Genomic DNA, 12,875 nt, shown 5'->3' with positions numbered 1-12,875 from the left:
CGAGTATCTCACTGGCCCTTCCGGGCAAAGAAGCTCCATTTTTGCGGAAGGACAGCGGCAAACGACGTGAGGGGACCGTCGCTGAGGAGACGAATTACAGCCTAAACAGCCGGGTTCGGCGGAGGCTTCATTCCTTGGGTATGGACCGGACTTGTTGCGCCCCTGCCCCCTCCTTAACAGGGTTCACCATGCTTTGCGCATAGACGTCCAACAGCTCGGGTTGTGTGAGCGCGTTGGCACCTAGGACCTCGGAACGCAGCGCCCTTTCGCTGACGATCTTCTCGTCGTCCTCGATGAGAGCGAGAAACCGGGGCTTGTGATGCGCCAACCCGGATAGACTCAGGTGGTAAACCTCATCCCGAAGCGACCCTACTTGGCGCTGGCAGCCCTCCAAGTATCTCAGCTCACCACGAAGTTGCGCGACAGCATCAGCCATGGTGGGTTGCTCATGGAGTGGCCAGCTGTCAATGTGAGCCAGCAGACCCTCGCTCCTGCGCTTGTGGTGATCAAACAGCTTCGTTGCTCGATCAATTCTAATCAGGAACTCGGATCTCTCGCGAGAGAATGCAAGTTGCAACTCATCCTGTCTGGATTCGCGCGAATCACGGTGCGCTCGATAGGCTATCCAGGTGGATATCATTGAAAATATCAAGGCGAGGATCGAAACGATCGCGGAATATTCGCTGGTCATGTACCAATTGAACCTCAGGTGCCTACAGAAAGCTACTAGTGCCTGCAAGGAACGGATCTGCTGTGCCGAGACCCTTTCACAGCGTTGCAGACCGTATGTAGAGCCGGCTGGTCAAGACGCATCCGAGAAGACGCTCACCGAGTCCTCCTCCGTCCCTGAGCTCAAGGCCGTTCTTGGCCGGCGCGAAGAGGTTGAACTGCTGCAGGTGCAGGGTCATATGCAATTTGATGTCCTCAAGATTAGGCCTGCTGTCGACGGCCTGCCCTTCAGGAAGTATCGCCGGCTGCTGGCCGGTGAGGCCCTTCGCGTTGTCCAACCTGCGGATGGACCACCGGCAAACCATCGCTAGGCTCAGCACTCCGCCACAAACAAAATCGACTCATCTGCGATGCATGAGATCGCGCTTATCGCCGAGTGATGAGCGTCCGCACCGTTCAATGCAATCCTCCATACCGAGTTATCATCTGCCCAATCATCAGCAGAGACGTGCAGTTCGACGGACACATCTTCAATCACCAGAACAAGCCTGCCGTCCGCCTCCACATGCATGCGGTCAATCACTTTGCCGATGCAATTGAATACCTGTGAAATGAAGATGCTGCGTTCAACGAAGAAATCCTCGTCCTCGGCAATGCGTGTCTTCGAGAAAGGACTGAGGACTGCAGCAGGACACGTAAAATCGACATCGACCAAAAGGTTCGTGCGCTGAACCAGTGCAGGGTTGATGAACTGCAGAGACACCGACACGCTGGTAACGCTGAAGCTGTCCAGATATGCGCCAACCAGGAGTTTTTGAGTCGCTGCGTTGGCTTGGGCCAAGGTCAGTATCAATGATTTCACAGCCAAAACGTGTCACCTCGTGTCGCTGCAGTGGATGTTTTTTTTTCAGCGCACTGATTGCCATTTAGCACGTTCCCACAGCCCTGGTAAGAGGTGGTGCCGGCGCACCCGACCGTTAGGATTCCGGCTGCTCCCGTAACGTCGGAATCGGATAAAACCCGTGCAGGTAGTTCATCTTGCATCCGGGAATGCTGGTGCAGTCCTCGCGAATCTCCCTGACGGTCCTGATCTTTTCCAATTGAGTGATATCGATCAAGCGACCGGCAACCACCAGGGGCATGACCACCCCCTCGCCCACCGTCAGCGGCCCGACCTGTTGGAAACGGGCACGAACCCGATAGTAGCCGGAAGCCAACTCAGGGCTATCTTCCGACCTCCCCCCACCACGTAGCGACGTCGGGTCGAAAACGAACGCTGACGATAGGTCGTGAATCTCCGCGGACTCTTCCCCTGAGAACAAGAGACTTGCGTTATAGCCGGGGTAGTAGAGCGATACGGATACGATCTTCCCAGCGAATTCCTGCCCAGCAGACAGTAGGTGCTGGGCTGAGACTTCGCACGACGGGGGCGAGCCATTGGTCTTGATGACACATGGGTCAGGCAACTTGGAATCAGCGGGATGGTCTTCGCCAGTACATGCAGTGAGGACCAAAGCGACGCAGGTCAGCCGCGCTAGTTTGTTCATCGTTCTTCTCTGTCCAAAGCGGCATGGAGCACGCTTGCTCCTTTGAAGGATCGCCACTGAACTCAGTCCGGCGGTCGCTGAGGACGTTCACCCGGCATCGTCTCCGGCCAGAAGCGTCGCTTGGGGACGATCAACAATCCGATCGATGCTACCGCGCTGTGGTTGACCGCGTACCTGCCCTGCAACGTCACAGGTCCTCCGCCCTCCACCACCTTCCTGAAGAGCACCGCGTCCCTTGGATCTATCTCCAGCGCGATGCCTCCTCGCGCAGCCATGTAGGTGTACAAGTCTTTTGAAGCGAACAGGTATGGGCTCCCATCTACGTAGGTAGCGAAGCCGGTGATCATGATGTACCTGCCATCGTACTGCTCCCGCCTCTGCCAAAGGGTGGGGAAATCCGCATCGCAGATTTGAACATTCGCCTTGCCCTCGATCGGCGCAGCAATGCATGTCTCCGTTGCCGTCACGTTTCCAGTACTCAGTCCGGTGACCAGGACTGCCAAAAGTTTTGGCGCCGCCGAACTGAATTGTGCGCGAGCGGCTTCAGAGCCTCGTCTGGGTGTCTTCATTCTTGCATGGCTCTCCGTCATCCATTCGTGGTCCAAGCTCCCGATCTATTGCAACTCTACTCGGCGATATACAAAAACCACTTATGTAACAATTCCTCTTCGGACCACGCCCCCGTTCTTTTTGTGCTGCGGATGATTCGCTACAGCCGCAGCGTGATGAGGATGCGCTCCAAGCTGTCGATACCTACTATCAACAGATTACCTCAGCTTCGTCCGGTGCTCCTTCCATGGATCGCGCTCAGGTACCCGCAATCTTGCTTAGCAGGTTGACGAGGACACCCTCGCCCATGCGCCTCACTACGCGTACCGCAGGGTGAGGAGGCTGGCTCAACTGCGGGAGATAAACGTAACACCCGGTTGGGCGCCAGAAGCACCCTCGCCCAATTGCGGATTGTCGAGTGCTGGCCCCTACTCCGCGGCAAACGCACGAAGTACACTCCGCTGCGTTGGACTCGACAATGGATAGGTCGTAATGGTCATCACGCTTAGGACGGCATCGATCATCGGTGCACTGCTGGCCGTTGCAGGCACCGGCTGTAAGCCGGCTGCCCCACCCGCTGCCGAATCGCCTGCGCGCGCGAGCGATGGCAGCGTCAGGATGTGCGGCGCCACGGTGAATACCAATCCCGCGATCACGACCGTGCGAGGCAGCAAGGACGTCCTGGTGATCGAAGTCGCGTTGGATAAACTCGGCGGCAGCCTCACTCACGACCCCTTGGTCGTTCTGGTGAAATGCCTTTCAGGGAATGCGGAACTGGGCAGTACCGTCGCTCTTGCACAGCCGTGGACCGAGCAGGTGGAACACCCCGACCTGCACCTCCGTGAATTCAGGCGCATACGCGCCGGTCAGGGCAGCTTGAAGTCCCAGCTGTTCATGCCGCTGGGTACGCCATATGTAAATCCGGACGGTTCGGCATTCTATATAGAAGGTTCGCCGGCCGAGGACTGGACCCCCACCATCAACTACGTCGAGTGGAAAGCGGAACCATACTTAGTCAGATACCACTTTTACTCACGGGGCAATCTCAAAAGGTGGCGCGACCTCGACGCGCTGGTTCGCACGATGACAATTTCAAAGGAATGATCGATGAGCTTCGACTTTTCGCAGGAGCAACGGGATTTCATCCGCGCACGACTGGTGAAGGGACCGCGGGCCGGGACCGTCCAGTTCAGCGATTTGTACGCCAAGGTCGCCGAGTGACTGATTGATGTGCCCGGCGCGCAGGCAGTGCGATCCTGGTTCCTCAGCGCACTGAACTGCGACTGCCCCCCGGACGGCTGCCGTGACGTCCGCTGAGGACCACATATGGCCGTCCCGCACGAAAATTCGGTCGCTAACGACGGGTACGTCGGGTGTGCAGCGTTGAAGCGCCAGTTTGGCAACACCGAGGTGCGCTAGAGTGGATTGGCCAACAAAAGCGTACAGGTTCTGCTCAGACGTTCCTTGGGTGTGTCGCCTTTCCATAAGGCACCCATGCCCCTGCGCCCGGTAAACTTCCAGGTTCATGGAAGTGCTGCATATACGAGCGAAGGACCCGTATGGCGTTCCCACCTCGCCGCATAAGGTGATGTTCCGACTTGACGCTTTAATCCGTTGGATGGATATCAATGACAACTGCCGCAGGCTTCACGGATAGAAGCGTAGCCGATCAGTCGGGAAAGACCTTCGTTGTAACCGGCGCTAATGCTGGAATTGGATTGGAGATAGCGCGTGTGCTGGCGTTGCGAGGTGCGCGCGTACTGATGGCGTGTCGGGACATCGCCAAGTTCCAAGCCGCGGCCGCTGATATCCGGCGCACGGCGCCACAGTCAGAGTTGGCTTGGCTCCCTCTCGATCTGGCTGATCTGGCAAGCGTTCGTGACGCAGCGGCCATCGTGGAAAAAGAGCGTCATCTTCATGGCTTGATCAACAATGCCGGCGTCATGATTCCACCGCTGACCCGTACCCAACAGGGATTCGAACTGCAGTTTGGCGTGAATCATCTCGGCACGTTTGCATTGAGCGCGCTGTTGCTACCGAAGCTGGCGGCAACACCAGGTGCGCGCGTGGTTGTCACATCAAGCATTGCCCACATCAAGGGCTACATGGAGTGGGACGATATCAACGCGGAAAGAACGTACCACCGGGCGGCACGTTATCGTTCGAGCAAGCTGGCCAACGCGCTTCATTTCTTCGAGCTGGATAAACGCCTCAGGGCCGCTGGTTCAAGCGTTCTGTCGGTGGGGTGCCATCCTGGGGTGGCGTATACCCGGCTTGGGCGTTACATGGGAATCGCGCAGCTTGCTGGTCCCGCGGTTGGGCTATTACTCAACACGGCTGCCCAGGGGGCGTGGCCAGCACTGCAAGCAGCCACAGGCGCTGTAGTGCCTGGCGGCTACTACGGTCCCTTGGGCTTCGCTGAGATGAGAGGTGTATCGGGGGCCGCCAAGCGCTCGGCAGGCGCAATGGATCCGGAGGCGGCAAGACGCCTTTGGGAGATGTCGGTGGAAATGACCGGTATCGATCCCGGGCTGGCAGAGGCTAAGTGGCCTGACAGCTGATCGTCCCAGAGCACGCGCCCTCGCCCGCCTCTCACTTATGAGCGGGACGCGCGTCCCTTTTATCGTTGTCTTTTGCACCAGCGCGGCTTTCCACGAACTCCGGGAACGTCTCTGCCATCGACGCCTTATCCGGAAGCACGTAGAACACCCCGCCCCGCTCGAAGGTCGTTCGAACAATCTGCTCGTAAAACGTCGGCGAAATGTTGATGCAGCCATGCGTCACGCGGTTGTCCTCGGCTGACGCTGATGCCAATCGCTCGGCACGTTTCTCTGCCGGCACGCCGGTGGTAATCGGATGCAACGCAACCCCGGAATCGTAGTCCACCCACAGCACGCGCCCGGCATCGATGGACGGGCCGTACCCGCCTATGAAGCGACCGGCAGGCGTAGTGCGATCTCGCCCTGGAATCTCGCGAAGCGCCAGACCGGCGACGCCGGGTGCGGTGTGGTCACCTTTCGCTGAACCGAATAATGCCGGCGCTGCGCCGCGCAGCCTGCCATCGCCGTCGAACACCAGGACCTGCGCTGCCGCCTTGTCCATGATCGCGAACGGGTAGCCTTGGCTGTCCTTCGATGCAACGACCCAGCCCGCCAGTTCAATCACGGTGTCTGACACCGACTGGCCTTCCGGAAGCTCGTCCACCGCGGCTACCGGCGGTGCAGCGGCGCTCTTGTCGGCGTTCCTGGCACTGACCGTGCCAGCGCTCGCGAGCGCCAGCGCCACGACCAATGCGCCACCAAGCGGCCTGAAGCTGGAATAGGAGTGGGTACGGATGGGAGTATTCCTTCGAATCATCTCTAACGCCCTAAGGACGCAGGTGGCCTGTAACGGCCACCTGTCCCTGGTTCAAACATTCACTGCAAGGTGAGCGAAGCGATCAACCGCGCGGCTTGCGGCGCGGGGCCTGCTCGAGCTGCTGCACACGGCCTTCAATCTGGTCCAGACGCTGGTTGGCCTGGGTCGCGGACTGATTGGCGGATTCGGCGCTCTGGGCTGCACCCTGCACCTTCACGTCCAACTGGTCGAGGCGGGAGTCGATGCGTGCGAAGTCGTCTTTATAGGTGGCGCAGGCACTCAGGCTGACGCCTGCGATCAGTGCGACGCCAAGCGTACGTGCGGTCGTCAGGTGCTGTTTGGTAATGAACATTTCGCTGTCTCCGTCGTATGGGGTGTTCGGACTATAGCGGCGTTTTTGACTAGGCCAAGACCGACGTTCAGTGAATGCCCGGGGAGGTAGAGGGGGTGTGAAGACCCCCTCCCCCCGCTCAGCTTCTATGCATCAGGATCATTTTTTCCTGAGACATGTCGCGCATGGTGTACGGGATGCCGCCGGTGCCGTATCCCGACTCACGGCGTCCGGCAAAAGGCATCCAATCCGTGCGGAACGCCGTAGCATCGTTGATCATCACCGCCGAAGCATCCAGCCGGTTGGCCGCTCTCAGGGCGATGTCGATGTCCTGCGCGAAAATGCTGGCCTGGAACGCGGTTGGCAGCGCGTTGGCCCGCGCGATCGCCTTGTCCAGATCGGCGTAGCGAAACACCGCCATCACCGGCCCGAACACTTCCTGCGTGGTAATGCGGGCATCATCGGCAGGATTCAGCAGCACGGTAGGCTGCAACGTGGTCTCGGACAGGCGCTTGCCCCCTGTGGCGAGCGTGGCGCCGCCGCTCACGGCGTCCTCGATCCATTCGGCAATGCGGTCGGCTTCGCGCGGCTGGATCAGCGGACCGACATCGGTCTCCTCCAGGGTCGGATCGCCGGTCTGCAGGCGTTCGACGCGGTCAACAAGGGCTTCGGTGAACGCATCGGCGATGTCGTCGTGGACGAAGATACGCTGCGTGGACACGCACACCTGGCCTGCGTGGTAATAGCCGCCCTTGACGATCGGTTCGATGATTCTGGACAGGTCCGCACTGCGGTCGACAATCGCAGGCGCAACGCCACCGTGCTCCAGTGCCGAGCGCGCGCCGTGGGCCAGCTTGGCATGCAGTGACCACCCTACCCGTGCTGAGCCGATGAAGCTCAGGAACGCTATTCGTCTGTCGGTGGCCAATGCCTCGGCGAGGTCGTTACCTTCCGGCAGGAAACTCTGGCACCACGGTTCGGGTAGGCCTGCCTCGTGCACCATCGCCACGAACTCCAGGCAGGACAACGGCGTGGCAGAGGCCGGCTTGATGATGACCGGGCAACCCACGGCAATGGCCGGTGCGACTTGATGGACGATCAGGTTCAGCGGATGGTTGAACGCCGAGATCGCCGCCACGATGCCGATGGGTTCGCGTGTGGTGAAGGCCCAGCGCCCTTCTGCGGCGGCCGACAGCCCCATCGGGATCTCGCGGCCACCGAAGTTCCGCAACTCATCTGCTGCGTTGTGGACACCGTCGATCGCGCGCGTGGTCTCGACAATCGCATCCCGCAGCGGTTTGCCGCCCTCGCGTGCGATCTGCAGGGCGAGGTGATCGCGCTTGGCATCCATCAAGGCGGCGAGCTTGCGCAGGATCGCGATGCGCTGGTGCGGCGGCAGCCAGCCGTCGCGGTCCTTGAACACTCGCTCAGCGGCGCTGAGCTTCTTCTCCAGCGCGCCAGCAGTGTCCAACCCGACCTCTGTGATGGGTGCGCGGTCGAAGGCCTGTACGACGGTCAGCATCTTGTGCTCCTTGATAAGGTCAGGGGACGATCAGGCGCAGCCCACATCCGGTACGCGATTACGCAGTTCATCCACCAGCACGCGGGTGTTCTCCGAGTAGTCGATGGGCACGTCCAGCAGGTGGACACCCCCGCCGGCAAAGGCGGCCTCGATCATCGGCGCCAGTTCCTCCACAGCCGTTACCCGGCTCCCCTTCGCGCCATACGCCTCGGCATACTTCACGAAATCGGGGTTGCCAAACTGCATGCCGAAATCTTCGAAGCCATCGACTGCCTGCTTCCAGCGGATCATGCCGTAGGCGTTGTCGTTGAGGATCAGCACGACCAGGTTGAGGCCCAGCCGCACGGCCGTTTCCATCTCCTGCGAGTTCATCATGAAACCGCCGTCCCCACATACCGCCATGACCCGGCGCTTCGGGTACAGCATCGCCGCCATCATGGCCGATGGCAGGCCGGCGCCCATGGTGGCAAGCGCATTGTCGAGCAGCAGCGTGTTGGCGACATGCGTGCGGTAATTGCGGGCGAACCAGATCTTGTACATGCCGTTGTCCAGGCACACGATGCCGTCGTCCGGCACCGCCTGGCGCACGTCATGCACCACCCGCTGCGGCGTGACCGGGAAACGGTCTTCGTCGGCGCGCTCGTTGAGATGGGCAAGGATTTTCTGGCGCAGTTCGGCCATACCCTCGTCGACAGACAGGCGACCTTCAAGGCGGTCAGCCAAGGCGTCGACCGATGCACCGATGTCGCCCAGCACCTCGATGTCGGGGTGGTAGACCTGCTCGACCGTGGCGGACTGGAAGCTGATATGGATGACCTTGGGCCCGCCGCTGCTTTTCATCAGGAACGGCGGCTTTTCGATGGTGTCGTGGCCGATGGCGATGATCAGGTCGGCGCGGGCGACGGCCTCATGGACATAATCGCCTTCGGAAAGCGCGGCCGTCCCCATGTACAGGTTGGACCCCCCGGTGACAGCGCCCTTGCCCATCTGTGTGTTGAAGAACGGCAGGCGCGTACGTGCCACGAAGGCCGACAGGGCCTCGGTGAGCCACGGCCTGCTGCCGGCCGCGCCGATCATCACCAGTGGCCGCTTCGCCGCGAGGATGGCGGCCTCTGCCCGGTCCAAGGCGGCAGGCGATGCAACGGGACGGTCCAGCGCGTGCACGGGGATGACAGGAATATCCTCCACTTCCTCGCCTGCCACGTCCTCCGGCAGTTCCAGATGCACGGGGCCGGGGCGCTCTTCCATGGCCACGCGGAACGCATCACGCACCATGGCGGGGATTGCGGCCGGGCTGACGATCTGCCGCGTCATTTTCGTGAGCGGCTTCATCGACGCCACGATATCCACGATCTGGAAGCGGGCCTGCTTCGCACTCATTACCGCCTTCTGGCCAGTGATGAGGATCATCGGCCACGCACCCAGATGGGCATACGCCGCACCGGTGGAGAAGTTCAGCGCGCCCGGGCCGAGGGTGGCCAGGCACACGCCCGGTCTGCCCGTGAGCCGGCCGTGGGTGGCGGCCATGAAAGCGGCCGCCTGTTCGTGGCGGGTAAGGACGAGTTCGATGCGCGAGTTGCGGAGTGACTCGAGGAAGTCGAGATTCTCCTCGCCCGGCACACCAAAGATGCGGTCGACGCCTTCATTCTCCAGCGCTTTGACCAGTAGATCCGAGCCCTTCTGCATAGCTTCGATCCTTGCGGTGACGATGAACCACTATACCCCCGCGTATTTCAACGGCTTTGGCCTCATCGTCACCCTGCCAGCACCCTGTCTGCAGGTTGCTCAAGCCGCGCGCGCGACTGTCCGCTGCCCCGCGGCCACCGCGATGCGCTGACATACCCTAAGACCTCACGTTCGACGCTTTGATTCCGGGCTGCTGGCGTATCCGCTGGCCTGGGTGCTAGGTTCATGACCGCGTCGGGGGACCGCTGTCTGTATCGGGGGACGGCGGCGAGAGGACGCAGGGCATTGTCAAGCCTCCCGCAATGGGAGGATGGGAGACGGTTCAATGGGTACAGTTTTTCTGTTGGGCCTCATAGGCATGGTTTTCTCCTACCCAACGTATTTTTTCTTGCTTTTCGAATTCAAGCGGCTTCTCAAGCGAGACCACCCCGAGATATGGTCACGGCGCGGAGGCGTTGCAATGACGGGTGAGTTGCAGGTGGCTTATAAGGCATTGCGCGCGGTCAAGGGTGACCTCCTCGACGGTGTCCATCTTTCCGGTGAAGTGGTCAGTGCGCATCGCGCTGCGACCATTCTTCTCCATGTTGGCCTTTCCTTGTTCCTGATAGTCCTGTTTCTGGGCCTTTTTGAGTCGGTCTCGCATTGACGTCCAGCCTGCGGCTACGTTGCGTGCCGTGGGCTGATCAAGCGCCAGCTTGGCTACAGCACGGCCCGCCATCGCGACGAGCTCGCCACCTCCTGCGAAGAAGATGGCGACTCCCGCTCCGTGCGGTACACGCCGGGCTCAAGCGGCGGGCATCACCTTCCCCTGCCCCACCAACCCCCGCGATGCGCTGACATACCGGATGAACTTGCCGACGAAGATGCCGGTGAAGCCACCGGAGATCATCAGGTACGCGGCACGGAATCCGGTATCAGCCACCAGCTCGGGTGACATCGCAAGCGCCACTTCAAAACCATACTTCACCAGGAAGGTGACCAGCAGCAGCGGCAGCAGGCTGTAATCCGCGCCCCGCCACAATGCGCCGGTGGTTGGTTCAACGCGCAGTTGCAGTCTGCGCAGCAGTGCCCAGCCGATGGCGGCGCCGGCCGCTATACCGACCAGCCAGAGCGCCCATGCCTGCCAGGAGCCTGCATACCGGGCGTTGATCGACCACATGCCCCACGCCGTGAACAGCACCGGCACGATGGCGAGTTTCCCCAGCGAGGTTTCCCCCGGTTTCATGGCCTTGATGCCGCGCACTACCAGGAATGCCAGGACCAGCCAGACCCAGATCGGGGTATGCGAAACGATGAGCTGCAGCATCTGCACGGGACGTCCTTGATGTAAGAGATACTGGCCAGGCGGGCCAGCGCGTTGAGTAAATGATGGGGGGCAACGCGTCCGCTTCACAGTGACAGCTGTCACCTGATTGAGGTGCACGGCAGGGCGTGTTGCTCACCGAACGCGCGCACGGGCCGTGTCATCCTGCCCCCATGCAGAAGACCACGAACAAGGAAGCCTGGAATCCGCGTGGGTTCCTTGCCGACACCACGGCACTGATCATTTTCTTCACCGTTACCGGGGCCCTCAACGAGCGCTACATCACCGGCATGAGCTGGGAAGACGTCGGCCAGGCACGGCTGCTCGGTGCGGCACTGATGGTGCCTGTGGCACGCCCCTACGGCATGTGGCGCGATCTGCTGATGCACCGCGCAACTGGGGCGCGCTGGTCCCGCGTTCTCTGGGACAGCACGGCGCTGGTGACGTTCCAGGTGCCGATCTACGCCGCCGTCATCGCCTTCAGCGGCGCGTCGGGCCGCGATCTGGTGTTCGGCATCCTGGGTGCCACGGTCATCATGCTGCTCTCCGGACGCCCCTACGGCGCTTTCCTCAACTGGGTGCGCGCGCGGTTCGGCTTGCCGCCGGGCGGGACCAAGCCGATGAGTCTGCAGGAGTAGCCGGGAGGGAGGTCTGCTGGCCGGCTCCGCAGTCGGGACCCCGGCCGTCCGGGGCACTGCGCGGAGAAAAAACGCCTAATCGCCGCATAATATGCGGCGATTAGCTTGCGGTTGCGGCGAATCCATGCGCTAATCTCCGCATGAATTGCGGAGATACGCCCTATATCTGGCAGGCAGATCGCTGGCCTGCAATGACCTACGATGCAGGTGCGCTGGCCCCTGCATTGTCGAGTGTCAGTCGTGCTCAGGGCATGCTGCTCGGCCGACTGGCAGACGTGGGCATGGCCCTGCGCGATGAGGCGAGCCTGGCAGCGCTTACCGATGACGTGGTCAAGACCAGTGCCATCGAGGGCGAGGTGCTCGACGTCGAGTCGGTCCGCTCGTCGATCGCACGGCACCTCGGCGTGGACGTTGGCGCCGTTTCGCCCGTTGATCGCCACATAGATGGGGTGGTCGAGATGGTACTGGACGCGACCTCGTGCAGCGCCGAGCCATTGACCGCCGAGCGCCTGTTCGGTTGGCACGCCGCCCTGATTCCGACCGGTTATTCCGGAATGAGCCGCATCAACGTAGCGCAGTGGCGCGACGATGAGCGCGGCCCCATGCAGGTTGTGTCGGGGCCGATCGGACGCCAGAAAGTCCACTTCCAGGCGCCGCCTGCCAGCCAGCTTGCTGCCGAGACAACGGCATTTCTGGAGTGGGCCAATCAGGACGCCGGCCAGCCCGACCTGATCAAGGCGGGACTTGCTCATCTGTGGTTCGTGACACTGCATCCGTTCGACGATGGCAACGGCCGTATCGCGCGGGCTGTGGGCGACCTGTTCCTTGCCCGGGCCGATGGTGCGACCCAACAGCGCTTCTACAGCCTGTCGGCGCAGATACAGCGCGAGCGTAACGATTACTACATCGAACTGGAGCGTGCGCAGAAAGGTTCACTGGACGTCACTGCGTGGCTGGCGTGGTTTCTGGGTGCGCTTGAACGTGCCATCGACAGCGCGCAGGCCACCTTGAATAGCGTGCTAAGCAAAGCGCGCTTCTGGCAGCACTGGGCCGGTACGTCGTTCAACGCGCGCCAGATCAAACTACTTGCCCGTTTGCTTGATGGATTCGAAGGAAACCTGACCACCAGCAAGTGGGCAGCAATCGCCAAATGTTCGGCAGACACGGCGCTGCGTGATATCGCTGCTTTGCTGGCGTTGGGCGTCCTGACTAAACGCGCGGCGGGCGGGCGCGGTACCGCTTACGAACTGAATCTGCCTGGTCCAGGGTGAGC

Annotated in this window: 15 protein-coding genes; 4 read left to right on the top strand and 11 right to left on the bottom strand. The window is 61.2% G+C overall.

Annotated elements, in window-relative coordinates; genetic code table 11:
* Positions 1-127: 127 nt before the first annotated feature.
* From IFT58_RS00465 to IFT58_RS00445, 5 genes are all read right to left on the bottom strand, one after another.
* Positions 128-691: a hypothetical protein gene (locus IFT58_RS00465; protein ID WP_192093630.1), complete on the bottom strand. Its 564-nt coding sequence runs from the start codon at positions 689-691 to the stop codon at positions 128-130.
* 76 nt (positions 692-767) lie between these two features.
* Positions 768-1,007, bottom strand: coding sequence for a hypothetical protein (locus IFT58_RS00460; protein WP_192093629.1), 240 nt, complete (start codon positions 1,005-1,007; stop codon positions 768-770).
* Between the two features lie 35 nt (positions 1,008-1,042).
* Positions 1,043-1,510, bottom strand: a complete 468-nt coding sequence (locus IFT58_RS00455; RefSeq protein WP_192093628.1) for a hypothetical protein — start codon at positions 1,508-1,510, stop codon at positions 1,043-1,045.
* 136 nt (positions 1,511-1,646) lie between these two features.
* Entirely contained in the window at positions 1,647-2,216 is a 570-nt protein-coding gene (locus IFT58_RS00450; RefSeq protein ID WP_192093627.1) for a hypothetical protein, read from the bottom strand.
* A 62-nt stretch (positions 2,217-2,278) separates the two neighbouring features.
* Positions 2,279-2,785 carry a hypothetical protein gene (locus IFT58_RS00445; RefSeq protein ID WP_192079469.1) on the bottom strand — a complete coding sequence of 169 codons (507 nt, stop codon included), beginning with the start codon at positions 2,783-2,785 and terminating at the stop codon, positions 2,279-2,281.
* 472 nt (positions 2,786-3,257) lie between these two features.
* Here IFT58_RS00445 and IFT58_RS00440 point away from each other — a divergent pair, with 472 nt between their 5' ends.
* Positions 3,258-3,869 (top strand): hypothetical protein, encoded by a 612-nt coding sequence (locus IFT58_RS00440; protein WP_192093626.1) that lies wholly within the window; start codon positions 3,258-3,260, stop codon positions 3,867-3,869.
* A gap of 524 nt (positions 3,870-4,393) precedes the next feature.
* On the top strand, positions 4,394-5,326 hold the full coding sequence (locus IFT58_RS00435) for an oxidoreductase (protein WP_192093625.1): 933 nt from the start codon (positions 4,394-4,396) through the stop codon (positions 5,324-5,326).
* A 31-nt stretch (positions 5,327-5,357) separates the two neighbouring features.
* On the opposite strand, the gene IFT58_RS00430 is transcribed toward IFT58_RS00435, so the two are convergent.
* The 6 genes from IFT58_RS00430 to IFT58_RS00405 form a co-directional block, all read right to left on the bottom strand.
* On the bottom strand, positions 5,358-6,050 hold the full coding sequence (locus tag IFT58_RS00430; RefSeq protein WP_192093624.1) for a L,D-transpeptidase: 693 nt from the start codon (positions 6,048-6,050) through the stop codon (positions 5,358-5,360).
* A 154-nt stretch (positions 6,051-6,204) separates the two neighbouring features.
* The gene (locus IFT58_RS00425; protein ID WP_188324015.1) at positions 6,205-6,474 is read right to left on the bottom strand and encodes a hypothetical protein; all 270 of its coding nucleotides are present in this window, start codon (positions 6,472-6,474) and stop codon (positions 6,205-6,207) included.
* Between the two features lie 118 nt (positions 6,475-6,592).
* Positions 6,593-7,975, bottom strand: a complete 1,383-nt coding sequence (locus IFT58_RS00420; protein WP_192093623.1) for an aldehyde dehydrogenase family protein — start codon at positions 7,973-7,975, stop codon at positions 6,593-6,595.
* 30 nt (positions 7,976-8,005) lie between these two features.
* A complete protein-coding gene (locus IFT58_RS00415) occupies positions 8,006-9,661 on the bottom strand; it encodes an acetolactate synthase large subunit (RefSeq protein WP_192093622.1) in 1,656 nt (551 codons plus the stop codon).
* A 439-nt stretch (positions 9,662-10,100) separates the two neighbouring features.
* On the bottom strand, positions 10,101-10,379 hold the full coding sequence (locus tag IFT58_RS00410) for a hypothetical protein (RefSeq protein WP_192093621.1): 279 nt from the start codon (positions 10,377-10,379) through the stop codon (positions 10,101-10,103).
* Between the two features lie 66 nt (positions 10,380-10,445).
* A complete protein-coding gene (locus IFT58_RS00405; protein WP_192093620.1) occupies positions 10,446-10,973 on the bottom strand; it encodes a DUF6622 family protein in 528 nt (175 codons plus the stop codon).
* Between the two features lie 164 nt (positions 10,974-11,137).
* Between IFT58_RS00405 and alaE the strand changes: the two genes are divergently transcribed.
* Together alaE and IFT58_RS00395 are read left to right on the top strand one after the other, a co-directional pair.
* Positions 11,138-11,602 carry an L-alanine exporter AlaE gene (gene alaE, locus IFT58_RS00400; RefSeq protein WP_192093619.1) on the top strand — a complete coding sequence of 155 codons (465 nt, stop codon included), beginning with the start codon at positions 11,138-11,140 and terminating at the stop codon, positions 11,600-11,602.
* Positions 11,603-11,742: 140 nt separating this feature from the next.
* A complete protein-coding gene (locus IFT58_RS00395; protein ID WP_192093618.1) occupies positions 11,743-12,873 on the top strand; it encodes a Fic family protein in 1,131 nt (376 codons plus the stop codon).
* Positions 12,874-12,875 lie beyond the last annotated feature (2 nt).

It is taken from the genome of Stenotrophomonas sp. CFBP 13718, assembly GCF_014842145.1.
Taxonomy (GTDB): domain Bacteria; phylum Pseudomonadota; class Gammaproteobacteria; order Xanthomonadales; family Xanthomonadaceae; genus Stenotrophomonas.
The sequence above is the reverse complement of the archived record's forward strand: the minus strand, read 5'-3'. Positions and strand labels throughout refer to the sequence as shown.

Excerpts from the sequence above, each read along its gene's own strand:
- IFT58_RS00435 (WP_192093625.1), top strand. The coding sequence starts at position 4,394 with ATGACAACTGCCGCAGGCTTCACGGATAGAAGCGTAGCCGATCAGTCG.
- IFT58_RS00410 (WP_192093621.1), bottom strand. The coding sequence starts at position 10,379 with ATGGCGGGCCGTGCTGTAGCCAAGCTGGCGCTTGATCAGCCCACGGCA.
- IFT58_RS00445 (WP_192079469.1), bottom strand. The coding sequence starts at position 2,785 with ATGAAGACACCCAGACGAGGCTCTGAAGCCGCTCGCGCACAATTCAGT.
- IFT58_RS00425 (WP_188324015.1), bottom strand. The coding sequence starts at position 6,474 with ATGTTCATTACCAAACAGCACCTGACGACCGCACGTACGCTTGGCGTC.
- IFT58_RS00415 (WP_192093622.1), bottom strand. The coding sequence starts at position 9,661 with ATGCAGAAGGGCTCGGATCTACTGGTCAAAGCGCTGGAGAATGAAGGC.
- IFT58_RS00465 (WP_192093630.1), bottom strand. The coding sequence starts at position 691 with ATGACCAGCGAATATTCCGCGATCGTTTCGATCCTCGCCTTGATATTT.
- IFT58_RS00395 (WP_192093618.1), top strand. The coding sequence starts at position 11,743 with ATGAATTGCGGAGATACGCCCTATATCTGGCAGGCAGATCGCTGGCCT.
- IFT58_RS00450 (WP_192093627.1), bottom strand. The coding sequence starts at position 2,216 with ATGAACAAACTAGCGCGGCTGACCTGCGTCGCTTTGGTCCTCACTGCA.
- alaE (WP_192093619.1), top strand. The coding sequence starts at position 11,138 with ATGCAGAAGACCACGAACAAGGAAGCCTGGAATCCGCGTGGGTTCCTT.
- IFT58_RS00420 (WP_192093623.1), bottom strand. The coding sequence starts at position 7,975 with ATGCTGACCGTCGTACAGGCCTTCGACCGCGCACCCATCACAGAGGTC.
- IFT58_RS00440 (WP_192093626.1), top strand. The coding sequence starts at position 3,258 with ATGGTCATCACGCTTAGGACGGCATCGATCATCGGTGCACTGCTGGCC.